This window comes from Agromyces sp. NPDC057865 (assembly GCF_042796995.1).
Lineage (GTDB): Bacteria > Actinomycetota > Actinomycetes > Actinomycetales > Microbacteriaceae > Agromyces.
Map to the genome: position 1 here is coordinate 787,679 of NZ_JBHVMJ010000001.1, position 21,425 is coordinate 809,103.

The 21,425-nt window shown below is 73.1% G+C and carries 20 protein-coding genes; 13 read left to right on the top strand and 7 right to left on the bottom strand.

Going from position 1 to position 21,425, the window contains the following annotated elements; genetic code table 11:
* The first annotated feature begins 22 nt into the window (after positions 1 to 22).
* Positions 23 to 3,208 (top strand): efflux RND transporter permease subunit, encoded by a 3,186-nt coding sequence (locus ACFVN5_RS03700; RefSeq protein WP_376953298.1) that lies wholly within the window; start codon positions 23 to 25, stop codon positions 3,206 to 3,208.
* 176 nt (positions 3,209 to 3,384) lie between these two features.
* Here ACFVN5_RS03700 and ACFVN5_RS03705 read toward each other — a convergent pair whose 3' ends face one another.
* Together ACFVN5_RS03705 and ACFVN5_RS03710 are read right to left on the bottom strand one after the other, a co-directional pair.
* Positions 3,385 to 4,698, bottom strand: a complete 1,314-nt coding sequence (locus tag ACFVN5_RS03705) for an RNA polymerase sigma factor (RefSeq protein ID WP_376953299.1) — start codon at positions 4,696 to 4,698, stop codon at positions 3,385 to 3,387.
* Positions 4,699 to 5,130 (bottom strand): YciI family protein, encoded by a 432-nt coding sequence (locus ACFVN5_RS03710; protein WP_376953300.1) that lies wholly within the window; start codon positions 5,128 to 5,130, stop codon positions 4,699 to 4,701.
* 178 nt (positions 5,131 to 5,308) lie between these two features.
* On the opposite strand from ACFVN5_RS03710, the gene ACFVN5_RS03715 reads away from it, so the two are divergent.
* The 5 genes from ACFVN5_RS03715 to ACFVN5_RS03735 all read left to right on the top strand — a co-directional run bounded on the left by ACFVN5_RS03715 (position 5,309) and on the right by ACFVN5_RS03735 (position 9,380).
* A complete protein-coding gene (locus tag ACFVN5_RS03715) occupies positions 5,309 to 5,902 on the top strand; it encodes a DUF305 domain-containing protein (protein ID WP_376953301.1) in 594 nt (197 codons plus the stop codon).
* A 152-nt stretch (positions 5,903 to 6,054) separates the two neighbouring features.
* On the top strand, positions 6,055 to 7,299 hold the full coding sequence (locus ACFVN5_RS03720; RefSeq protein ID WP_376953302.1) for a hypothetical protein: 1,245 nt from the start codon (positions 6,055 to 6,057) through the stop codon (positions 7,297 to 7,299).
* Between the two features lie 61 nt (positions 7,300 to 7,360).
* Positions 7,361 to 7,966 (top strand): molybdenum cofactor guanylyltransferase, encoded by a 606-nt coding sequence (locus ACFVN5_RS03725; protein WP_376953304.1) that lies wholly within the window; start codon positions 7,361 to 7,363, stop codon positions 7,964 to 7,966.
* The gene (locus ACFVN5_RS03730) at positions 7,963 to 8,232 is read left to right on the top strand and encodes a DUF6457 domain-containing protein (RefSeq protein ID WP_376953305.1); all 270 of its coding nucleotides are present in this window, start codon (positions 7,963 to 7,965) and stop codon (positions 8,230 to 8,232) included. The genes ACFVN5_RS03725 and ACFVN5_RS03730 overlap by 4 nt, the downstream gene beginning before the upstream one ends.
* A complete protein-coding gene (locus ACFVN5_RS03735) occupies positions 8,229 to 9,380 on the top strand; it encodes a molybdopterin molybdotransferase MoeA (RefSeq protein ID WP_376953307.1) in 1,152 nt (383 codons plus the stop codon). Before ACFVN5_RS03730 ends, ACFVN5_RS03735 begins: the two co-directional genes overlap by 4 nt.
* A gap of 37 nt (positions 9,381 to 9,417) precedes the next feature.
* On the opposite strand, the gene ACFVN5_RS03740 is transcribed toward ACFVN5_RS03735, so the two are convergent.
* On the bottom strand, positions 9,418 to 11,733 hold the full coding sequence (locus ACFVN5_RS03740) for a heavy metal translocating P-type ATPase (RefSeq protein ID WP_376953308.1): 2,316 nt from the start codon (positions 11,731 to 11,733) through the stop codon (positions 9,418 to 9,420).
* Positions 11,734 to 11,882: 149 nt separating this feature from the next.
* Here ACFVN5_RS03740 and ACFVN5_RS03745 point away from each other — a divergent pair, with 149 nt between their 5' ends.
* The 3 genes from ACFVN5_RS03745 to ACFVN5_RS03755 all read left to right on the top strand — a co-directional run bounded on the left by ACFVN5_RS03745 (position 11,883) and on the right by ACFVN5_RS03755 (position 14,500).
* Positions 11,883 to 12,869, top strand: coding sequence for an NAD-dependent epimerase/dehydratase family protein (locus ACFVN5_RS03745; protein WP_376953310.1), 987 nt, complete (start codon positions 11,883 to 11,885; stop codon positions 12,867 to 12,869).
* A gap of 91 nt (positions 12,870 to 12,960) precedes the next feature.
* Positions 12,961 to 13,926: an arginase family protein gene (locus ACFVN5_RS03750; RefSeq protein ID WP_376953311.1), complete on the top strand. Its 966-nt coding sequence runs from the start codon at positions 12,961 to 12,963 to the stop codon at positions 13,924 to 13,926.
* An 85-nt stretch (positions 13,927 to 14,011) separates the two neighbouring features.
* Positions 14,012 to 14,500, top strand: a complete 489-nt coding sequence (locus tag ACFVN5_RS03755) for a SixA phosphatase family protein (RefSeq protein ID WP_376953312.1) — start codon at positions 14,012 to 14,014, stop codon at positions 14,498 to 14,500.
* A 135-nt stretch (positions 14,501 to 14,635) separates the two neighbouring features.
* On the opposite strand, the gene ACFVN5_RS03760 is transcribed toward ACFVN5_RS03755, so the two are convergent.
* The 4 genes from ACFVN5_RS03760 to ACFVN5_RS03775 all read right to left on the bottom strand — a co-directional run bounded on the left by ACFVN5_RS03760 (position 14,636) and on the right by ACFVN5_RS03775 (position 17,509).
* On the bottom strand, positions 14,636 to 15,421 hold the full coding sequence (locus tag ACFVN5_RS03760) for an ABC transporter ATP-binding protein (protein ID WP_376953313.1): 786 nt from the start codon (positions 15,419 to 15,421) through the stop codon (positions 14,636 to 14,638).
* On the bottom strand, positions 15,418 to 16,182 hold the full coding sequence (gene modB / locus ACFVN5_RS03765) for a molybdate ABC transporter permease subunit (RefSeq protein WP_376953314.1): 765 nt from the start codon (positions 16,180 to 16,182) through the stop codon (positions 15,418 to 15,420). Before modB ends, ACFVN5_RS03760 begins: the two co-directional genes overlap by 4 nt.
* 110 nt (positions 16,183 to 16,292) lie before the next feature.
* Positions 16,293 to 17,096, bottom strand: a complete 804-nt coding sequence (gene modA / locus ACFVN5_RS03770) for a molybdate ABC transporter substrate-binding protein (protein WP_376953315.1) — start codon at positions 17,094 to 17,096, stop codon at positions 16,293 to 16,295.
* A complete protein-coding gene (locus tag ACFVN5_RS03775; protein WP_376953316.1) occupies positions 17,093 to 17,509 on the bottom strand; it encodes a molybdopterin-binding protein in 417 nt (138 codons plus the stop codon). The genes modA and ACFVN5_RS03775 overlap by 4 nt, the downstream gene beginning before the upstream one ends.
* A 101-nt stretch (positions 17,510 to 17,610) precedes the next feature.
* On the opposite strand from ACFVN5_RS03775, the gene ACFVN5_RS03780 reads away from it, so the two are divergent.
* The 4 genes from ACFVN5_RS03780 to ACFVN5_RS03795 are packed head-to-tail and all read left to right on the top strand — an operon-like array spanning position 17,611 to position 21,422.
* Entirely contained in the window at positions 17,611 to 18,723 is a 1,113-nt protein-coding gene (locus ACFVN5_RS03780; RefSeq protein ID WP_376953317.1) for a ThiF family adenylyltransferase, read from the top strand.
* A complete protein-coding gene (gene glp / locus ACFVN5_RS03785) occupies positions 18,723 to 19,919 on the top strand; it encodes a gephyrin-like molybdotransferase Glp (protein ID WP_376953318.1) in 1,197 nt (398 codons plus the stop codon). Before ACFVN5_RS03780 ends, glp begins: the two co-directional genes overlap by 1 nt.
* Complete coding sequence (gene moaCB / locus ACFVN5_RS03790) at positions 19,916 to 20,965, top strand: bifunctional molybdenum cofactor biosynthesis protein MoaC/MoaB (protein ID WP_376953320.1); 1,050 nt, start codon at positions 19,916 to 19,918, stop codon at positions 20,963 to 20,965. Before glp ends, moaCB begins: the two co-directional genes overlap by 4 nt.
* Positions 20,958 to 21,422 carry a molybdenum cofactor biosynthesis protein MoaE gene (locus ACFVN5_RS03795; protein ID WP_376953321.1) on the top strand — a complete coding sequence of 155 codons (465 nt, stop codon included), beginning with the start codon at positions 20,958 to 20,960 and terminating at the stop codon, positions 21,420 to 21,422. The genes moaCB and ACFVN5_RS03795 overlap by 8 nt, the downstream gene beginning before the upstream one ends.
* Positions 21,423 to 21,425: the final 3 nt, after the last annotated feature.

The following is a 21,425-nucleotide window of genomic DNA, read 5'->3' on the forward strand; positions in this document are numbered from 1 at the left end:
TGCCCCTGCGAGAATCGGGGGCATGCACCTGCTTGCCGCGCTCAGCATGAAGAACCGCGCGCTCATCGCTCTCGTGACCGTCGTGGTCGCCATCTTCGGCGGCATCGCGCTGACGAACCTCAAGCAGGAGCTGGCACCGTCGATCGAGTTCCCGCAGCTGTCGATCGTGACGGCGTACCCGGGCGCCTCGCCCGATGTCGTGAACACGGATGTCTCCACGCCGATCGAGACCGCGATCCAGGGGATCACGGGGCTCGAGTCCACCTCGACCACGAGCTCGACGGGCCTCTCGCGCGTCGTCGCGAGCTTCACGTACGGCACCGACCTCGCGTTCGCCGAGCAGAAGCTGCTCTCGGCGGTGAACCGCGTCTCGAACCAGCTGCCCGAGGACGTCGATCCCCGGGTGCTCGCGCTGAGCCTCGACGACTTCCCCGTGATCGTCGTCGCCGTCACGGGGGCCGACGACGTCAGCGCGCTCTCCGACGAGATCTCGCGCACCACCCTCGGCGAGCTCAACGACCTTCCCGGCGTACGCGAGGCGACGCTCATCGGCGACGTCGGCCAGCGCGTCACCATCACGCCCGACCCGACCGCACTCGCAGCCCGCGGGTTGACCCAGCAGGCGATCCGCGACGCGCTCGCGCAGAACGGCCTCCTCGTGCCGGCGGGCACGATCACCGCCGACGACCGGACGTTCGCCGTGCAGACCGGCCAGGTGCTCACTGGCGTCGACGGCATCTCGGCGCTGCCGGTGCTCGGCACCCCGGGCGTCCCGCAACCCGCGACGACCATCGGCGACGTGGCATCCGTCGAGCTCACCGACAACCCGGTCACGAGCATCTCGCGCGTGAACGGCGAGCCCGCGCTCTCGATCTCGGTCACGAAGCTGCCGGCGGCCAACACGGTCGACGTGTCGAACGAGGTGCGCGCTGTCCTTCCCGACCTCGAGTCCTCGCTCGACACCACGAACCCGGGCGCGTCGTTCACCGTCGTGTTCGACCAGGCGCCGTACATCCAGCAGTCGATCGAGTCGCTCGCGACCGAGGGCCTGCTCGGACTCCTGTTCGCGGTGCTCGTGATCCTCGTGTTCCTGCTGTCGATCCGGGCGACGCTCGTGACGGCCATCTCGATCCCGACGTCGGTGCTCATCACGTTCATCGGGCTGCAGGCCGCCGACTACACGCTGAACATCCTGACGCTCGGCGCCCTCACGATCGCCATCGGCCGCGTCGTCGACGACTCCATCGTCGTGATCGAGAACATCAAGCGCCACCTCGTCGAGGGCGTCGACAAGGCCTCGACGATCGTGCACGCCGTGCGTGAGGTCGCGGGGGCGATCACGGCGTCGACGATCACCACCGTCGCGGTCTTCCTGCCGATCGCGCTGGTCGAGGGCGTCACGGGCGAGCTGTTCCGCCCGTTCTCGCTGACGGTCACGATCGCGTTGCTCGCGTCGCTGCTCGTCTCGCTCACGATCGTGCCGGTTCTCGCGTACTGGTTCCTGAAGCCCGCCAAGATCCACAAGCACGACGACGCGGGGGAGGCCGCCGCGGCGGCGTTCGTCGACGATTCGGGGCCCGCGGCCGCTTCGATGGGCTCAGGGGGCGTCGTCGACGAGCTCGAGCACCCGTCTCGCCTGCAGCGCGGCTACCTGCCGATCATCGAGTGGACGCTGCGCCACGGCGTCGTCACGCTCGTGATCGCGGGCCTCGTGCTCGTGGGCACGCTCGCGCTCACGCCCTTCATGAAGACGAACTTCCTCGGATCGTCGGGCCAGAACACGTTCCAGGTCACGCAGGAGCTGCCGGTCGGCACGAGCCTCGATGCGATGGACGAGGCCTCGAAGCCCGTCGAGCGCACGCTGCTCGACATCGACGGCATCGAGACGGTGCAGACCTCGATCGGCTCGGGCGGGCGCGGCCTGGCCGCCGTGCTCGGCGGCGGCAGCGGCGCCACCATCACCTACTCGGTCACGACCGACGAGAACGCCGACCAGGAGGCGCTGCAGGACGAGGTGCGCACCGAACTCGACGACCTCGGCGACAGCATCGGCGAGATCACCCTCGCCGCCTCGAGCGGCTTCGGCGCCTCGAACGACATCGAGGTCGACGTCACCGCCTCGAACGCCGAGGACCTGCAGGCCGCGACCGACGCGGTGCAGTCGGAGGTCGAGGACCTCGACTCGGTGTCGCAGGTCACGTCCAACCTGTCGGAGTCGCGCGAGTACATCGCGGTCGAGGTGAACCGGTCGGATGCCGCGGCCGCCGGCTACTCGGAGGTCGCCCTCGGCGGCTTCGTCTCGGCGGCCATGCACCCGCAGTCGGCCGGCTCGATCGTCATCGACGAGAAGACGCTCACGATCTACCTCGAAAGCGAGGACCCGCCCACGACCGTCGAGGAGCTCTCGGCGCTCACGGTGCCCACGGTGATCGGTCCCGTGCAGCTCGACTCGCTCGCGACCGTCGAGGAGGTCGAGGGCCCCTCGTCGGTGACGACCGTGCAGGGCCTGCGCAGCGCCACGGTGTCGGCGACCCCGAGCGGGAGCGACCTCGGCACGGCGAGCGCCGAGGTGTCGGCCGCCGTCGCCCGCGCCGACCTGCCGGCAGGCGCCACCGCCTCCATCGGCGGCGTCACCGCCGACCAGCAGGAGTCGTTCTCGCAGCTCGGCCTCGCCCTGCTCGCGGCGATCCTCATCGTCTACATCGTGATGGTCGCGACGTTCCGCTCGCTGCTGCAGCCGCTGCTGCTGCTCGTGTCGATCCCGTTCGCCGCCACGGGCGCGATCGCGCTCCAGGTCATCACGGGCATCCCGCTCGGCGTCGCGTCGCTCGTCGGCGTGCTCATGCTCATCGGCATCGTGGTGACGAACGCGATCGTGCTCGTCGACCTCGTGAACCAGTACCGCGATCGCGGCCGCAGCGTGCGCGACGCGCTGCTGCACGGCGCCTCGCGCCGACTCCGTCCGATCCTCATGACCGCGCTCGCGACGATCTTCGCGTTGCTGCCCATGGCGATCGGACTGACCGGCCACAGCGGCTTCATCTCGCAGCCGCTCGCGCTCGTGGTGATCGGCGGCCTCGTGTCGTCGACGGCGCTCACGCTCATCGTGCTGCCCGTGCTCTACGACCTCGTCGAGGGCGGCCGCGAGCGGCGCCGGGAGCGGAAGGCGGCGAAGGCCGCGGCGGAGCCGGTTTCGGTCGTCGAGTAGCGCCGCCGCAGGCGACGCGGTGTGCCCGGTCGTCGAGTAGCGCCGCCGCAGGCGACGCGGTGTGCCCGGTCGTCGAGTAGCGCCGCCGCAGGCGACGCGTATCGAGACGCAGCACGGGTCTCGATACGCGTCCGGCTCCGCCGGGCGCTACTCGACCACCGGAACCGCGCCGGGCGCTACTCGACCACCGGGCGGAGCCCCGCCGCCTTCGCGAGGAGCGCCGCCCGCTCGCGCTCGTTGCCCGTGAGCCGCGCGGCGCTCTCGAGCTCGCCGCGGGCCTCCTCGTTGCGCCCGAGGCGGGCGAGCAGCTCGCCGCGCACGGCGGGGAGTCCGGCGTAGCCGGCGAGCCGTCCGGAGCGCTCGAGGTCGTCCACGATGCGGAGCGCGCTCGCGGGACCCGTCGACATCGCCACGGCGACCGCGCGGTTCAGCTCGACCACGGGCGACGGTGCGATGCGCCCGAGCGCCTCGTAGAGCACCACGATGCGGCCCCAGTCGGTGTCCGCTGAGGTCGGCGCGACCGCGTGGCACTCGGCGATCGCGGCCTGCAGCCCGTACGACGCGCGGCCGCGTCCGATGCGGTCGGCGCGGGCGAGCGCGGCGCGGCCCCGCTCGATCTGGGCGCGGTCCCAGCGGCTGCGATCCTGCTCGTCGAGGGGGATCGGCGTGCCGTCGCGCGCCACGCGCGTTGCGAACCGCGCCGCATGGAACTCCATGAGCGCCACCAGCGACTGCGCCTCGGGCTCGCGCGGCATGAGGCCGGCGGCCATGCGGGCGAGGCGCAGCGCCTCGGCGGAGACATCCGGTCGCACCCATTGGTCGCCCGCCGCAGGCAGGTAGCCCTCGTTGAAGATCAGGTAGAGCACGCTGAGCACCGAGCCGAGTCGCTCGGCGTAGTCCTGCGGCTCGGGCACCTCGAAGGGCACGTTCGCGGCGGCGAGGGTCTTCTTCGCCCGCACGATGCGCTGCTGGATCGTCGCGACCGGGACGAGGAACGCGCGGGCGATCTCCTCGGAGCTGAGGCCGCCGACGATGCGCAGCGTGAGCGCGATCTGCGCCTCGCGCGAGAGCACGGGGTGGCATGCGACGAACACGAGCCGGAGCACGTCGTCGTCGATCGTGTCAGGGTCCCAGAAGGTGCCCGACGCCGTGCGCCCCTCCTCCTCGAGGTCGTGGGCCATCGCGGCATACCGCTCGTCGAGCCGCTCGCGGCGCCGCCAGCCGTCGATCGCGCGGCGCTTCGCAACCGCCGTGATCCAGGCGCCGCCGTTGCGCGGCACGCCCTCGAGGGGCCACTGGCGCATGGCCTCGAGCATCGCCTCCTGCGCGAGGTCCTCGGCCTGGCCCACGTCGCCGACGAACCGCGTCAGCGTCGCGACGATGCGCGCCGATTCGATGCGCCACACCGCGGCGAGGGCGCGCCGGGCGCGGTCGGCGTCGGCGTCATCCGCCGGTGCGACCGCGCCCGCGGCATCCGTCACGTCGGACATTCAGCTCGACGATCCGAGGCGACCCTCGGCGTCGGCGCGCCACTGGGCCTCCTTCTGGATCCACTCGTTGTCCTGCGGGAAGTCCTCGAGCTCGTTGACGCGGCGCACCTCGAGCTTCGAGCCGGGGCCGAGCGGGCACCGCTTCGCCCACTCGATGGCCTCCTCCTTGCTCGAGACGCCGATGATCCAGAAGCCGTTGAAGAGCTCCTTCGCCTCGGCGTACGGGCCGTCGGTCACGACCGGGGGCGTCGCATCGAAGTCCACGACGAAGCCCTCCTCGACGCCCGCGAGGCCCTCGCCGCCGAGCAGGACGCCGGCCTTGATGAGCGACTCGTTGTAGGCGCCCATGGCCGCGATGACCTCCTCGAAGTCGACGTCCTGGAAGGCGTCGACGGCCTCTTGGGTGGACCGCATGATCAGCATGTACTTCATGGTGATTCGCTCCTTCGTCGGGTGGGCCGTGCGCCCGCCTCACTTGCACGTCGAACGGACCGGGGGCTGGATCGACATCGTCGGCGAGATTCCTCCGCCATGTTTCCACGACCGTGTGCGAGTGGCGAGACATACCCTAGGGGGGTATACTCTCCAACGACCCGACGAAAGGCCGACCATGACTCTCCCACGCGCAGTCGCCGTCGTCGGCGTCGCCCTCGCCGCAGCGCTCGCGTTCACCGGGTGCGCGGCCATGAGCAGCGGCACGGGTGGCATGAGCCACGACGGCCACGGCACGAGCGGCGCGGATGCCGCGGCCGAGGCGAACGCGGCCGACGTCATGTTCGCGCAGATGATGATCCCGCACCACGAGCAGGCGCTCGAGATGAGCGCGATCGTGCTCGCGAAGGACGGCGTCGACCCCGAGGTGGCCGACCTCGCCGAGCAGATCGCCGCCGCACAGGGCCCGGAGATCGAGCAGCTCGAGGCGTGGCTCGACGCGTGGGGCGTGCCGCGGATGTCGGGCGACCACGACATGGCCATGGACGGCATGCTCACCGAGGAGCAGCTCGACGAGCTCGAGGCCGCCGACGCGGCATCCGGTTCGGAGCTCTTCCTCGAGCAGATGATCGCGCATCACGAGGGCGCGATCGACATGGCCGAGCAGCACCAGGCGTCGGGCGAGCACGAGGGAGCGCTCGAGCTGTCGGCGGCGATCATCGAGACGCAGGCCGCCGAGATCGAGCGGATGCGGGTGCTGCTCGCCGCGTAGGCGACCGACGGCCGATCCGAGGCGGACGGACCCGCGGGGCGTACGCTGAGGATCGGTCGTTTCTCGCTGGGGGCTCCGTCTCGACCGCCGCCGGCCTGGGTCGGCCGCGTGCTCCGCACGAGCACGCTGCGGCACGAGCAAGGAGGCTCTCCATGTCCCCGTCACCCGCCACCGTACGCCCCGGCATCCGCCCCTTCACCGGCGACGTCCACGTGATCGGCGCAGGCCCGGTCGGCCTCATGCTGACCGCGCTGCTCCAGCCGATCGAGGGCATGCGGGTGCACCTCTACGAGAAGCGCACCTCGTACACGCGCACGCGGATGGTGCAGCTCGCTCCGTACCTCGTGGCGGATTCGGTCGAGAGCTACGAGACGGACGTGATCGACGGGGACAGCATCGGTGCGCTGTTCGATCCCGACGAGCTCCTCGACGGCCTCGCGTTCCGCGCGGCAATCCCGAGCGACCTGGGCGCGCTCCTCCACGAGTGGTCGCTGGGGTTCTGCGCGCTCAACGAGATCGAGCAGTCCCTCAGCGACCTCATCGACGCGCGCACGACGCGCCCGGTCGAACGCACGTCGGGCATCGTCACGGCAGAGGACGCGATCGCGATGCTCGATCCGGGCGGCATCCTGGTCGACTGCACCGGCAGCGGCTCCATCCTCAGGAACCACCTGACCACCGGGGCGGACGACGTCGAGGCGCGCGCGAACACGATGACGGTCCGTCTCGAGTACGCGCTCGTCATCACGTTCCTCTACGGGCAGCCGTACGACTGCAACGAGTCCTGCAAGTACTACAAGAACGTCGGGAACCCCCAGTACAAGTTCATCCCGATGGTGCATCGCACGCACTACGACGGAAGCGTCAGCCACGTGACCGGCATCGTCACCATCACCCCCGAGGAGTTCGCGGCGATTCCGCCGCGCTGCGACGGGGCGTGGCTGCGTGAGAACTTCCCCGCCATCGCCGAGTCGATGGACCGCTTCATCGAGAAGATCCGGCAGGAGACGAACGGCGACCTGATCGGAGACCTGGAGATCGTCCGCATCCCGCTCAACGTGTACCGCGCCCGGAACGCGACGAACCGGCGCTGGCTGCGGTCGGGACGCACCGACCACCCCCTCGCGCATGCCCCGGCGTTCCTCGCCGGCGACTCCGCCATCGGGTCCCCGTACTTCCAGTCGATCTCGCTCGGGTTCGAGTGCGCGATGCGCCTGGCGGAGCTCATCGCCCGACCCGACCTGCCGCTCGACGACCTGCTCGACGAGTACGAGCTGTTCATGTACAAGCAGTGGCTCCGCGTCTACATGCGCAGCAAGATGATCAAGCACAACAAGGACCTCTTCGAGTCGATCGACGAGCCGCTCCAGCTCCTCGAGAAACTGCACATCTACTGACGCCGAGTGCGGCCGTGTCACGGGCCGGATGCCGCGTGGTCGTCGGTCCTACGATTGAGCCGTGCTCGTCCTCGATGCGGTGATCCTCATGGGCGGCCGTGCCGAACGCCTCGGCGGCGCCGCGAAGGGCGACCTCCGCGTCGAGGGGCGCACGCTGCTCGAGCGGGTCGTGGCCGCCGCCGAGGTGGCGCGCGATCGCGTGGTGGTCGGCGAGGCCGGTGCGTCGGTGCTGCCCGACGACGTGCGCGTGGTCCGCGAGGAACCGCCCTTCGGCGGTCCGGCCGCGGCGGTCGCGGCGGGCGTCCGCGCGCTCGGCGGCGACGCGGATGCGGTGCTCCTGCTCGCCGGCGACCAGCCCTTCGTCGCGGCGGCGATCGAGCCGCTGCTCGCCGGGTTCGCCCGGGTGACGGATGCCGGCGGCGACGGCGTCCGGGCCGTGGACGCCGGCGGTCGGGCGCAGCACCTGACCTGCATCGTGCGACGGGCGGCACTCGAGGCGGCGATCGACGCGGCATCCGTCGACGGCTCGATCGATGGCGTCTCGATGCGCCGACTGCTCGAGCCGCTGCGACTCGCCGACGTCGCCGTGCCGCACGAGGCGACGATGGACGTGGACACCTGGGCCGACGTGGACAGGGTCGGCGCGACGGGAGGAGAGGGACGATGACGGTCTCCGACGAGGAGTTCGACCGCGTGCTCGGGGAGTGGGCCGCGCGCGTGCGCGCGGAGCTCGGCATCCCCGACGCGCCGCTCGACATCCAGCAGGTGCTCGGCGTCGCCGGCGTCGCCGCGCATGCCGTCATGCGTCCGGCCGCGCCCATCACGACCTGGCTGGCCGGGTACGCGGCCGGCGTCGCCGCTGCGGGTGGTGCGGATGCCGCGACCGCCGCCCACGATGTGCTCGACCGCGTGCGCAAGCTCGCCTCCCCGTGAGCCGCGGACTCGGCTGGGACATCGCGCGTGAGCGCGCGGCCGGGGCTGCGCCCGCGCCGGTGACCGAGCACGTGCCGCTGCATCGCGCCGTCGGGCGCGTGCTGGCCGAGGACGTCGCGACCCCGATCCCGCTGCCCCACTACGCGTCGTCGGCCATGGACGGCTGGGCGGTGCGGGGCGCGTCGCCGTGGCGGCTGGTCGAGGGGCCCGAGCTCGAGGCGGGCGAGGCGGTCGTGATCGTCACGGGCGGGCTCGTCGCTGCGTCCGCCGAGGCGGTACTCCGCTCCGAGGCCGGGCGCGTGGACGAGGGTCGGCTCGAGCCCGTCGGCGAGACGGGGCAACGCGATGTCGCCGAGCGGCGGCACATCCGGCCGGCCGGCACCGAGGCATCCGTGGGAGAGGTCGTCCTCGAGGCCGGCACACCGCTGACGCCGCCGCGCGTCGCGCTCGCCGCAGCGACCGGTGCCGATCGGCTCACGGTGCGGCGTCGCCCTCGGGTGGCGCTCGTGCTCACGGGCGACGAGGTCGTCGATTCCGGCGTGCCCGAGCCGGGCCGCGTGCGCGACAGCTTCCGGCTGGCGCTGCCCGCGATCCTGCACGAGCTCGGTGCCGAGGCGATCGCGGTGCACCGAGTGGGCGACGACCCCGTTGCCACCGCGGACGCGCTCACCGCCGATGACGTCGACCTCGTCGTGACGACGGGCGGTACGGGCGGCTCGCACGCCGACCAGGTGCGGGTCGCGATCGAGCGGCTCGGCGCGGACGTGCTCGTGCCGTCGGTCGCGATCCGCCCGGGCGGACCGACCTTCCTCGCGCGCCTGCCGGATCGGCTCGTGCTCGGGCTCCCGGGCAACCCGCTCGCGTCGGTGCTCGGGCTCCTCGCGATCGGCGGGCCGCTGTTGGGGGCGTGGACGGGCCGGACGTCCGTACCCGCGCGACTCGTGGCCGGGGAGGCGCTCGCCGGCACGCGCGGTGCGACCCGGCTGGTGCCCGTCACCATCCGCGACGGTGTCGCGTCGGCGACGGGTCACGCCGGGTCGGGGATGCTGCGCGGGCTCGCCGCGGCGGACGCCGTGCTCGTCGTGCCCGAGGCGGGCGTCGAGCCCGGGGCATCCGTCGGGGCGCTGGGACTGCCCTGGCCGACGTGAGCGGAGCGCCGACGTCGGCCACGACGGAGCGGTCGGCCTATCCGGCCACGGCGACGCGCTCGGGCTCGGTCGCACCCGAGGGGCGCCCGGCCCGCGACAGCACGGCGCGGGTCGACGCCTCGGGCCGCAGGTCGAGCCGGCGCAGCAGTTGCGCGTTGAGCGCGACGATCACCGTCGAGAGGCTCATCAGGATCGCGCCCACCGACATCGGCAGCACGAACCCGATGGGGGCGAGCACGCCCGCGGCGAGTGGCACCGAGATGAGGTTGTAGCCGGCGGCCCACCACAGGTTCTGCGCCATCTTGCGGTAGCTCGCGCGCGACAGCTCGATCACCGAGATCACCGAGCGCGGGTCGGACGATGCGAGGATGACGCCGGCCGAGGCGATCGCGACATCCGTGCCGGCGCCGATGGCGATGCCGACGTCGGCCTGCGCGAGCGCGGGGGCGTCGTTCACGCCGTCGCCGACCATCGCGACGCTGAGGCCCTCGTGCTGCAGCTCCTGCACCTTGGCGGCCTTGTCCTCGGGGCGCACGCCGGCGTAGACGCGGTCGATGCCGAGGCTCCCGGCGACCGTGCGTGCGACGGGCTCGGCGTCGCCGGTGATCATCACGACCTGCACGCCGAGCGCGTGGAGGGCGTCGACCGCCTCCCTCGACTCGGGCCGTACCTCGTCGGCCAGGGCGATGGCCCCCGCGACGCGACCATCCACGAGCAGGTGCAGCACGGTCTGGCCTCGCTCGCTCCAGCCGGCGGATGCCGCGAGCGGCTGGGCGCCCTCGCGGACGAGCAGCCCGGGGCCGCCGACCTGCATCGAGCGGCCGTCGACGGTGGCGTGCACGCCGATCGCGGCCGACGCGGTGAAGCCCGACGCGGGCAGGACGGTCAGGCCGCGGCGCGCGGCATCCGCGACGATCGCCTTCGCGAGCGGGTGCTCGGAGTCGCCCTCGGCTGCGGCGGCGAGCGCCATGACCTGGTCGGGGTTCCAGCCGGGTGCGGCGACGGCGTCGGTCACGGCCGGCTCGCCCTTCGTGAGGGTGCCGGTCTTGTCGAACAGCACGGCCTGCACGGTGCGCATGGTCTCGAGCGCGAGGCGGTCGGTGATGAGCACGCCGCCGCGGGCCGCGCGCTCCGTCGCGATCGAAACGACCAGGGGGATGGCGAGGCCGAGCGCGTGGGGGCACGCGATCACGAGGACGGTGATGGTGCGGACGACGGCGTCATCGGGGTTGCCCAGGAGCGTCCAGACGACGGCCGTGATGACGCCCACGCCGAGCGCGAACCAGAACAGCCAGCCGGCGGCGCGGTCGGCGAGGCGCTGGGCGCGCGAGCTCGACGCCTGCGCCTGCGCGACGAGGCGCTGGATGCCGGCGAGCGCGGTGTCGTCGCCGACCGCTGAGACGCGCACGCGGATCGCGGTGTCGGTCGCGACGGTGCCCGCGACCACGTGGTCGCCGGGGCCGCGGCTCACCGTGGTGGACTCGCCCGTGATCATCGACTCGTCCATCGCGGCGGTGCCGTCGATCACGTCGCCGTCGGCCGGGACGCGTCCGCCGGGGCGGACGATCACGACGTCACCGACGCGGAGGTCGGACGGCGCGACGATCTCGACGGTGGTCGCTGAGCCCGTCGAAGGGCTTCCCGAGCCCGTCGAATGGCCGGCGGCCTCCGTCACCCGCTCGGCCTCGTCGGGGAGCAGCGCGGCCAGCGCGTCGAGCGCCGAGGAGGTGGCCGCGATCGACCGCATCTCGATCCAGTGGCCGAGCAGCATGATGACGATCAGCAGCGCGAGCTCCCACCAGAAGTCGAGGTGATGGTCGAGCAGGCCGAGGCTTGCGCCGAGCGACGCGAAGTACGCGACCGTGATCGCGAGTCCGATGAGCAGCATCATGCCGGGCTTGCGTGCCTTCATCTCCGACCACGCGCCGGTCAGGAACGGGCGGCCGCCCCAGAAGTACATGACCGTGCCGAGCACGGGGGAGATCCACGGGATCAGGGCGTTGTCGGGCAGCTCGTAGCCGATGATGTCGGCGAACATCGGGCTGAACAGGATCGTCGGCACCGCGATGACCAGGTTGATCCAGAACAGGCGGCGGAACTGGCCGACGTGGTCGCCGTGGCCTCCGTGGCCCATGTCGTGGCCGGCGTGGTCCGTGCCGTGGCCGGCGTGGTCCATGCCGTGCCCGGCGTGGTCGTCGTGGCTCATGTCATGACCCGCGTGCAGGTCGTGGCCGCCGTGGTCCATGTCGTGCCCGGCGTGCATGTCGCGCATCTCGTGGCCCGCATGCGGGTCATGCACCGCGTGCGGATCGTGCCCGGGGTGTCCCTGCGTCTCGTCCCGCGTCATGTCCATCGATCATCCTCCAAGTCGAATGCTTCTGCAGCATATCCCCTAGGGGTATCTGTCACAACGACGAAGGGGACGGATGCATTCCCGGGCTCGTGGTTCGCGATCCGAGAACAGGCGTGCCCGCGGCATCCGTCGCATGCTGTGATGAGCGGATGGACCTGCTCATCCTCGGTGGCACGCAATGGCTCGGACGCACACTCGCCCAGACGGCGCTGGAGCGCAGACACCGGGTGACGTGCCTCGCCCGCGGCGAGGCGGGCGCGGTGGCCGACGGCGCGGAGCTCGTCGTCGCCGACCGCTCGAAGCCCGACGCCTACGACGCGGTATCGGGCCGCGATTGGGACGCGGTGATCGACGTGACCCGCCAGCCCGGCTTCGCCCGACGGGCGGCCGTTGCTCTCGCGCCGCGGGCCGCGCACTGGACGTTCGTTTCCTCGGGCAACGTCTACGCCGCGCAGGACGAGCCGGGCGCCGACGAGTCGGCGGCACTCATGCCGCCCCTCGCGTCCGACGAGTCGACGCCCGACACCTATGGCGAGGCGAAGTCGGCGATCGAGCAGGCGTATCGCGACGCACTCGGCGACCGGCTGCTCGTCGTGCGTCCGGGCCTCATCGCCGGACCGGGCGATGCCTCCGGACGCGGTGGCTACTGGGTGGCGCGGGCCGCGCGCGACGACGACCCCATGCTCGTGCCCGACATCCTCGACGCGTCGGTGCAGGCCATCCATGTCGACGACCTCGTGGCATTCACGCTCGACGCGATCGAGGCGGGGCGCACCGGCGCCTTCAACGCGGTGGGCGACCGCGTCACCTTCGAAGACTGGCTCGAGGCGAGCCGCGCGGTGGGCGGATACGGCGGCGAGATGGTCGCGGTGTCGCCGGAGTGGCTCGCCGAACAGGGCGTCGCCGAGTGGTCGGGGCCCGACTCGCTGCCACTGTGGATCATCGACCCCGGGTGGAACGCCTTCCTCGACCGGTCGAACGCGGCGGCGAAGGCGGCGGGCCTGCGGCTGCGTCCGCTCGAGCAGCTGCTCGCCGAGACGCTCGAGTGGGAACGCGACGAGGGCCTCGACCGCGAGCGCGGCGCCGGGCTGTCGAAGGCGAAGGAGCAGGAACTGCTGGCGGCGCTGCGGAGCTGACGTGGCGCGCATCCGCCGGCGTCCGGGATCGCAGACACGGCGGTCGACGGATGCCTCGGCTCGCGGCATCCGCCGTTGCTAGCGTCGTGGCATGGCGACGCTCTCGTACGACCCGCTCTGGCCCCGCGCGGGCGACTGGCCCGCCCTCTCGGACTTCGGGCCCGGGGCAGCCGTCGACCTCGCCCTGCTCGGCGTGCCCGCCTGGCGCACCTCGCTCTCGCCGACGAACGCGCACGCGACGCCGGCCGCGATCCGCGACGCGCTGCGGCGCTACAGCCCGGCGCTCATGCCCCACCGGTCGGCCGGCCGCGCAGCGATCCAGGTTCCGGATGCCGCGGGCGCGCATCATCCGCGCGACCTCTTCGAGCTGCGGTTCGCCGACGCCGGCGACATCGAGGAGCCCGACGGGCCCGAGGGCGAGGCGCGCACGATCGCCGCGGCATCCGCAGCCCTCGAGCGCGCGGAGGCGCTCATCGCGCTCGGCGGCGACAACTCGGTCACGGTCGCCACGGCGCTCGGCGCGTGGGGCGACGACCTCTCGACCGCCGGGCTCGTCACCATCGACGCGCACTACGACCTGCGCGACGGGGTCTCGAACGGATCGCCCGTGCGGCGCCTGATCGAGGCCGGCCTCGACCCGAAGCGGATCGTGCAGATCGGCATCGCCGACTTCGCCAACTCCGTCGCCTACGCGACGCGTGCGGCCGACCTCGGCATCACGGTGATCCATCGCGACGAGCTGCACGGCCGACGCCCGGCCGACGTCATGGCCGAGGCGCTGTCGATCGCCGGCGCGGCCGGGGGTCCGGTGCACCTCGACGTCGACGTGGACGCCTGCGACCGTTCGGTCGCGCCCGGGTGCCCGGCATCCGTGCCGGGCGGGCTCGCCGCGTGGGAGCTGCGGGCGCTCGTGCGAGCTGCGGCCGTCGATCCGCAGGTGCGGTCGGCCGACCTCGTCGAGATCGACGCGACGGCGGATGCCGCGGACGGGCGCACCGTGCGCCTCGCGGCGCTGTGCGTGCTGGAGTTCGCGGCGGGGCTGGCGGCGCGGGGCTGAGGTCCGTCTGCTCGCCCTGGCGCGACTCGGCGGCTCGCGGCATCCGACCTCGCGGCCCGTTGCGCGCGGTGGCAGACTCGGCCCCATGAAGACCCTTGCGCTCGTGCGCCACGCGAAGTCGAGTTGGGACCACCCCGGCGTGTCCGATCACGACCGGCCGTTGAACTCGCGCGGCCTGCGGGATGCCCCGGCCGTCGGTCGCCGGCTCGCCGAGCGCGGATTCCGGCCCGAGCGGATCCTGTCGAGCACCGCCCTGCGGGCGCGCATGACGGCGCAGCTCATCGCGGATGCCCTCGGATTCGACGCCGATCGGATCATCCTCGACGAGCGCCTGTACGCGGCATCCGCCGATGAGGTGCTGCGCGTGATCGGCGAGGTCGACGGCGACGTGTCGACCGTGATGGTCGTTGGCCACAACCCCGAGACGGCGTCGCTGGCGCACGAGTTCTCATCGGACATCCACGAGATGCCCACGTGCGCGGTCGCGGAGTTCACGTTCGATGTCGACGCCTGGTACGAGCTCGAGGACGTCGAGCCGTCGTCGGTGCGGGTGGAGACGCCGCGGGAGGGCTAGGCATCCGCCGCCACCAACCAAACGTTTCTCAGGACGCAGGTTCCCGAATCACCCCGTTCTCAGGACGACACGCCGAGGAACGGCGCCGACCGCCCGGCATCTCCTGAGAACGGCCGCGAGCCGGGGCACCGACGCTCACTCGCCCGATGCCGCGAGCATCCGTTCCACGTACGGCGTCGCGGGCGATGCGCGCAGCTCCTCGAGCGTGCCCCGCTGCGTCACGCGGCCCCCCTCGAGCACGAGCACCGAGTCCGCGAGCGCGCCGGCATCCGCCGGGCTGTGCGTGACGAGCACCGTCGCCCCGCCGAACTCCCGAACGTGCGTCGCGAGCTCCGTCCGCATGTCGGCGCGCACCTCCACGTCCAGCGCCGACATCGGCTCGTCGAGCAGCAGCACGTCGGGCTCGGCCGCGAGCGCACGGGCGAGGGCCACGCGCTGCGCCTGGCCGCCCGAGAGCTGGGCGGGGAACCGGTCGGCGAGAGCCAGGAGCCCGTAGCGGTCGAGCCACGGCTCGGTAGCGGCGCGCGCGGCGGCACGCGATCCGCGCATCCGGGCCGCGAACGCGACGTTGTCCCGCACGGTCAGGTGCGGGAAGAGCACGTAGTCCTGGAAGAGCACCCCGATGCGGCGGCGCTCCGGCGGCATCCGGTCGACCGAGCGAGCGCCGATCGCGACGCGTCCCGACTCGAGCGGCACCAGCCCCGCGATCGCCGCGAGCACGCTCGACTTTCCGGCGCCGTTCGGTCCGATCACGGCCAGCGGATGCCCCGGCGCCACGTCGAACGCGGCAGCGATCCGCGTCTCGCCGCGGGCGACCACGACGTCGGCGTGCAGCGCGGGTCGCGTCGCCGTGGCGGCCGACGACGAACCGGTGGCCGACGACGAACCGGCGGCCGACGACGCACCGGCGGCATCCGTCATGCCCGCACCTCCGGCAGCCAGCGGTCGCGGAGCCCCAGCAGCACGATCACCGAGACGGCGAGCAGGAGCAGGGCCAGTGCGATCGCCTCGTCGGGATCCGACTGCATCGCGAGGTAACTCGCGATCGGCAGCGTGCGCGTGACTCCGGGAAGGGAGCCCGCGAACGTGATGGTCGCGCCGAACTCGCCGAGCGCACGCGTGAAGCACAGCACCGCGCCCGCGGCGACGCCCGGCGCCACGAGCGGCAGCGTCACGTGCCGGAACACCTGCCAGCGCGACGCCCCGAGCGTCGCGGCGGCCAGCTCCGTGCGCCGATCCGCCGACCGCAGCGCACCCTCGACCGCGAACGTGAGGAACGGCAACGACACGAACACCTGCGCGATCACCACGGCCCCGGTCGTGAACGGCACGGTCACACCGAACCACTCTTCGAGGAGCTGCCCGATCGGCCCGCGTCGCCCGAGCAGCATGAGGAGCGCGATGCCGCCGACGACCGGCGGCAGGACGAGCGGCACCGTCACGGCGGCCCGCAACGCTCGGCGCGGCAGCGTCGGCCAGTCGGCAGCCCGCGCGAGCAGGGCGGCGAGCGGCACGCCGAGCACGAGGCAGCACGCCGTCGCGACGGTCGCGGTCGTGAACGACAGCACGAGCGCCTGCAGCACCGACTCGCGGGCGAGCAGCTCGGTCAGGTCCGCCCAGGGAGCGCGCACCACGAGCGCTGCGAGCGGCAGCACGAGGACCGCGAGGGCGATCCCGGCCACCGCGGCGACGGGCCACGCCAGTCGCCCGGCGACGCTCGAACCGCGCTGCGCGCCGCGCGCTGTCCGGGGTCCTCGTCCGATCCCGGGTCGGTCCGACACGGGTGCCGCCACTACGGCTTCCCGAAGCCCGCCTCGGCGAGCACGGCTCGACCGGCATCGCCCGTCACGAACGCGACGAACTCGGCCGCCGCGTCGGGATCGCCCGCCTCGGTGAGCGCCGCGATGGGGTAGCGGTTGACGACGGATGCCGCACCGGGCACCTCGATGCCCTCGACCTGGTCGCCCGCCGCGATGACATCGGTGCGGTAGACGAGCGCCGCATCGACCTCGCCGAGGGACACCTTCGTGAGCACGGCCTTCACGTCGGACTCGAGCGTGTCGGGCGCCGCGACCACGCCCTCCTGCTCGAGCAGCTTCAGGGATGCCGCGCCGCACGGCACCGACGCATCGCACAGGGCGATCCGCAGGTCGGCGTCGGCGAGGTCGTCGAGGCCCGTCACGCCCGCCGGGTTGCCGGCAGGCACGATGAGCTCGAGGGTGTTCGTCGCGAAGACGACCGGATCGCTCGCGAGCCCGGCGTCGACGACGGTCTGCATGGGCGGCTCGGCGGCCGAAGCGAACACGTCGACCGGTGCGCCCTCGACGACCTGCTGTGCGAGCGCGGCGCTGCCGCCGTAGCTCAGCGTGACCTCCACCGACGGATGCTCGGCCTCGAACTGCTCGGCGAGCTCGTCGAACGCCTCGGTGAGCGAGGCGGCGGCGAAGACCGTGAGGGTGGTCGGCTCGGTGTCGGCTTCCGTCGGCACGGCCGAGGGGATCGTCGCGCCGGCGCCGGCGGATGCGCACCCCGCGAGCACGAGCGCAGCGAGCGCGGCGACGGCCGCGGCTATCGAGCCGGCGAATCGCCCGGTCATGCGTCGCTCCCCGGCGGCAGCTCGATCGTGACGTTCGTCGCCTTCACGCTCGCGGCCGCGAGCATCCCGGGCTCGAGCCCGAGGTCGTCGGCTGCCTCGCGGCTCATGAGCGACACGACCCGGAACGGGCCCGCCTGCAGGTCGACCTGCGCCATGACGCCGTCGCGCTGGACGCGAGTGACGAGGCCGACGAAGCGGTTGCGGGCCGAGGCGCGCGCCAGCGGGAACGCCTCGGCCAGCGTGCCGCCCGATCCCGCCTCCGTCATGAGCGGCACGAGGTCGGTGCCGTCGACCACCTGCATGCCGTTCGCCCCGCGCCGGAGCGTGAGACGCCCGTGCTCCCCCCAACGGCGCACGGTGTCGTCGCTCACTCCGAGCAGGGCGGCGGCCTCGCTGATGCGGTATTGGGGCATCAGCGGATCCTCAGATGCGTGATCACAGGGCGATCCTATCCGTACCCGCGGATCGCCGCGACGGCGGCCGCGCAGGCTGCGGCGCCTGCGAGAATCGGAGCATGCCCGCGATCGATCCCGACTCGCCCCGCTACGCCCGCCAGCGCGTGCTGCCCGGCTGGGGCGCCGACGCGCAACGTCGACTCGCCGACGCCCGCGTCGTCGTGCTCGGCGCCGGCGGGCTCGGCAGTTTCGTCGTGCCCGCACTGGTCGCGGCCGGCGTCGGCACCGTCGTCGTGGTCGACGACGACGACGTCGACGTCACCAACCTGCACCGCCAGCTCCTGCACGCACCCGGCGACGTGGGTCGGCTCAAGGTCGAGTCCGCAGCGGATGCCGCGTTCGACCTCTCGCCCGACACGAACCTCGTCCCGGCGGCGATCCGCTTCGACGAGACCGTGGCCGACGAGCTCCTCGCCGGGGCCGACCTCGTCGTCGACGGCACCGACGACATCCTCACGCGATATGCGGCGGATGACGCGGCGACCCGAGCCGGCATCCCGTTGGTCTGGGGGTCGGCCGCGAAGTTCTCGGGCCAGGTCGGCGTCTCGTGGGACGCGCGCGGCGTCTCGTACCGAGACCTGTTCCCCGAACCGCCCGCCGACGCCGGGCTCAGCTGCGACGTCGACGGGATCCTGCCCACCGTGTGCACCGTGACCGGCGGCATGATGGCCGGCGAGGTGCTGAAGCTCCTCACTGGCGTCGGTGAACCGCTCCTCGGCCGCGTCGTCGTCTACGACGGGCTGAGCGGCCGGTCGCGTGAGATCGCGTACCGGCGCGCGGAGGACGCTGAGTCTCGGCAGGCGGGTTTCGAGACGCCTGCTGCGCGGGCTCCTCAACCCGCGGGGCCGGCACAGCCGGGCAACGTCGCGCCCGCCGCGCTCGCCGACGAGCTCGCGTCCGAGGCGCCGCCGCTGCTCCTCGACGTCCGCGAGCCGTGGGAGGCCCGGATCGCGACGATCGAGGGCGCCACGCTCATCCCGCTGCCGCAGCTCGCCGACCGGGCGAGCGAGCTCGACCCCGAGGCATCCGTCGTCGTGTTCTGCCACCTCGGCGTCCGCTCGGAGTACGCCGCCCGGATGCTCGCCGGATCGGGCTTCGCGAACGTGCGCAACCTCGTCGGCGGCATCGACGCCTGGTCGCGCACCGTCGACCCCGCGGTCGCGAGGTACTGATGGCCGACCGCATCTCCGTCGACGAGCACGCCGCGTTCGTGCGCTCGCTGCTCGCCGGGCTCGGCGCGCGCCCGACCGAGCGGGTGGCGCTCGCCGACGCGCTCGGTCGCATCACGGCCTCGCCGGTGGAGTCGCCGATCGCGCTCCCGCCGTTCCGCAACTCGCAGATGGACGGCTTCGCCGTGCGAGCCGACGACGTGGCGGATGCCCCGCTGTCCCTGCCGATCGCCGGCGAGGTCGCCGCGACGGCCGGCGCACCGGCATCGCTCGAGCCCGGCACGGTCGTCCGGATCATGACGGGCGCGCAGGTGCCCGACGGCGCCGACGCGATCGTGCCCGTCGAGGACACCGAGCCCGACGGCGACGGCAGCGTCCGCATCCGGAGCGCCCGGCGCACGGGGGAGTACGTCCGCGAGGCGGGCTCCGACCTCGCCGCCGGCGCCGACGTGCTGCCGGCCGGACTGAAGCTCGCCTCGCGCCACCTCGCGGCGGCCGCGGCATCCGGCCTGACCCAGCTGCTCGTGCGGGAGCGCGTGCGCGTCGCCGTGATCAGCACGGGCAGCGAGCTCGTCGCGCCCGGCGCGGAGCTCGAGCCCGGCGAGATCCCCGACTCGAACGGCACCGCGCTCGCCGCGGCGGTGCGCGCCGCAGGTGCGGTCGTCGTGCACGAGGCGCGCGTCCGGGACGCCGTCGATCGGCTGCGCGCCGAGCTCGACGCGGCGCACGAGGCGGACGCCGAGCTGGTCCTCACGAGCGGCGGCATCTCGCAGGGCGCCTACGAGGTCGTGCGCGAGCTCATCGAGCCGCTCGGGGCGTGGGTCGGCTCGGTCGCGATGCAGCCGGGCGGCCCGCAGGCGACGGGCGCGTACCGCGGCATCCCGCTGATCGGCTTCCCGGGCAACCCGGTGAGCGCGCAGCTCTCGTTCGAGCTGTTCGTCGCGCCGACCCTGCGCGCGATCGCCGGGCTCCCCCAGGCCCGCAGCGAACGCCTCGAGCTCGCCGCCCCGCTCGCGTCGGTCGCCGGCAAGCGCCAGTTCCTGCGCGGACGCCGCACCGATGACGGCCGAGCCGAGGTCGTGGGCGGACCGGGGTCGCACCTCGTGGCGGCGCTCGCGGCATCCGACCTGCTCATCGTCGTGCCCGAGGACGTCACGTCGCTCGACGCGGGCGCCGTCGTGGATACCGTGGAGCTATGACCTCGCTCACCCACCTCGACGACGACGGCCGCGCGCGCATGGTCGACGTCGGCGGCAAGCCCGTCACGCGCCGCGTCGCGATCGCGGAAGGCCGCCTCGACACCACGGCCGAGGTGGTCGGGCTCGTGCAGTCCGACGGCCTGAAGAAGGCCGACGTGCTGCCCACCGCGCGCATCGCCGGCATCTCGGGGGCCAAGCGCACGAGCGAGCTCATCCCGCTCGCGCACATCGTGCCGCTCGACGCGGTGTCGATCGACTTCGGCTTCGAGGAGGCGGCGGTCACGATCCGGGCGACCGTGTCCACGACGGCCCGCACCGGCATCGAGATGGAGGCGCTCACGGCGGTCGCGATCGCCGGCCTCACGCTGCACGACATGGTCAAGGCCGTCGACCCGGCGGCGCAGCTCGGCGGCATCCGCCTCGTCGAGAAGCGCGGCGGCAAGCGCGGCGTCTGGCGAGCGGATGCCGCGGGTGAGCCCGATGCAACGAATGAGGCGGATGCCGCGGGCGTGACGGATGCCGCTACGGAGACCGTGACCGCCGCCCCGCGTGCCGCCGGCATCGCGGAGGTCCTCGTCGTCTCGACCCGCGCGGCCGACGGCACCGCCGACGACACGACCGGGCCGATCATCGTGGAGTGGCTCCGGGAGCGCGGCTTCGACACCGATGCCCCGGTGATCGTGGCGGACGCCGACGTCTCCCAGGCGCTTCGGGGCGCGGTCGCGGGCTCGCCGGCCGTGCTGATCACGACGGGCGGCACCGGCGTGAACCCGGGCGACCGCACGCCCGAGGCGACGCTCGCGATCCTCGACCAGGAGCTGCCGGGCGTCGCCGAGGCGATCCGCGCGGCCGGTCGCGCGGCCACCCCGACCGCGGCGCTGAGCCGCGCGCTCGCGGGCATCGCCGGTCGCACCGTCGTCGTCAACCTGCCCGGGTCGCGCGGCGGGGTCGCCGACGGCCTCCGCGTGCTCGACGAACTGCTGCCGCACCTGCTCGACCAGGTCGCTGGCGGCGACCATGCGCCGCGCGGAGGAGCCGATGGCTGACCCCGAGCGTGACGAGCTCGAGCGCGACGACCCCGAGCTGGCTGACCCCGAGGTCCTCGCGCTCGTGCTCGACGAGCCCATCGACCGCGCCGAGATCGAGGCGTTCGTGCAGTCCGCGCAGGACGGCGCCCTCGTGACGTTCGAGGGCGTGATCCGCGACCACGACCACGGGGCATCCGTCACCCGGCTCGACTACCAGGCGCATCCAGAAGCCGAACGCTTCCTGCGCGAGACGTGCCTCGAGGTCGCGCGCGAGACGGGGCTGCGCGTGGCGGCGGCCCACCGCGTCGGCACGCTCGCCATCGGGGACGTCGCGCTCGTGGCCTCCGTCGCCGCACCGCACCGGGCCGAGGCGTTCGCCGCCTGCGCCCTGCTCGTCGACCGCATCAAGGAGCGCACGCCGATCTGGAAGCGCCAGCACCTCGAGGGCGGCGCGACCGAGTGGGTGAACCTGTAGGGC

What these genes read in the sequence shown, in the direction of transcription:
- ACFVN5_RS03700 (WP_376953298.1), top strand. Translation starts at nt 23, where the DNA reads ATGCACCTGCTTGCCGCGCTCAGCATGAAGAACCGCGCGCTCATCGCT.
- ACFVN5_RS03705 (WP_376953299.1), bottom strand. Translation starts at nt 4,698, where the DNA reads ATGTCCGACGTGACGGATGCCGCGGGCGCGGTCGCACCGGCGGATGAC.
- ACFVN5_RS03710 (WP_376953300.1), bottom strand. Translation starts at nt 5,130, where the DNA reads ATGAAGTACATGCTGATCATGCGGTCCACCCAAGAGGCCGTCGACGCC.
- ACFVN5_RS03715 (WP_376953301.1), top strand. Translation starts at nt 5,309, where the DNA reads ATGACTCTCCCACGCGCAGTCGCCGTCGTCGGCGTCGCCCTCGCCGCA.
- ACFVN5_RS03720 (WP_376953302.1), top strand. Translation starts at nt 6,055, where the DNA reads ATGTCCCCGTCACCCGCCACCGTACGCCCCGGCATCCGCCCCTTCACC.
- ACFVN5_RS03730 (WP_376953305.1), top strand. Translation starts at nt 7,963, where the DNA reads ATGACGGTCTCCGACGAGGAGTTCGACCGCGTGCTCGGGGAGTGGGCC.
- ACFVN5_RS03740 (WP_376953308.1), bottom strand. Translation starts at nt 11,733, where the DNA reads ATGGACATGACGCGGGACGAGACGCAGGGACACCCCGGGCACGATCCG.
- ACFVN5_RS03745 (WP_376953310.1), top strand. Translation starts at nt 11,883, where the DNA reads ATGGACCTGCTCATCCTCGGTGGCACGCAATGGCTCGGACGCACACTC.
- ACFVN5_RS03750 (WP_376953311.1), top strand. Translation starts at nt 12,961, where the DNA reads ATGGCGACGCTCTCGTACGACCCGCTCTGGCCCCGCGCGGGCGACTGG.
- ACFVN5_RS03755 (WP_376953312.1), top strand. Translation starts at nt 14,012, where the DNA reads ATGAAGACCCTTGCGCTCGTGCGCCACGCGAAGTCGAGTTGGGACCAC.
- ACFVN5_RS03760 (WP_376953313.1), bottom strand. Translation starts at nt 15,421, where the DNA reads ATGACGGATGCCGCCGGTGCGTCGTCGGCCGCCGGTTCGTCGTCGGCC.
- modA (WP_376953315.1), bottom strand. Translation starts at nt 17,096, where the DNA reads ATGACCGGGCGATTCGCCGGCTCGATAGCCGCGGCCGTCGCCGCGCTC.
- ACFVN5_RS03775 (WP_376953316.1), bottom strand. Translation starts at nt 17,509, where the DNA reads ATGCCCCAATACCGCATCAGCGAGGCCGCCGCCCTGCTCGGAGTGAGC.
- ACFVN5_RS03780 (WP_376953317.1), top strand. Translation starts at nt 17,611, where the DNA reads ATGCCCGCGATCGATCCCGACTCGCCCCGCTACGCCCGCCAGCGCGTG.
- glp (WP_376953318.1), top strand. Translation starts at nt 18,723, where the DNA reads ATGGCCGACCGCATCTCCGTCGACGAGCACGCCGCGTTCGTGCGCTCG.
- moaCB (WP_376953320.1), top strand. Translation starts at nt 19,916, where the DNA reads ATGACCTCGCTCACCCACCTCGACGACGACGGCCGCGCGCGCATGGTC.
- ACFVN5_RS03795 (WP_376953321.1), top strand. Translation starts at nt 20,958, where the DNA reads ATGGCTGACCCCGAGCGTGACGAGCTCGAGCGCGACGACCCCGAGCTG.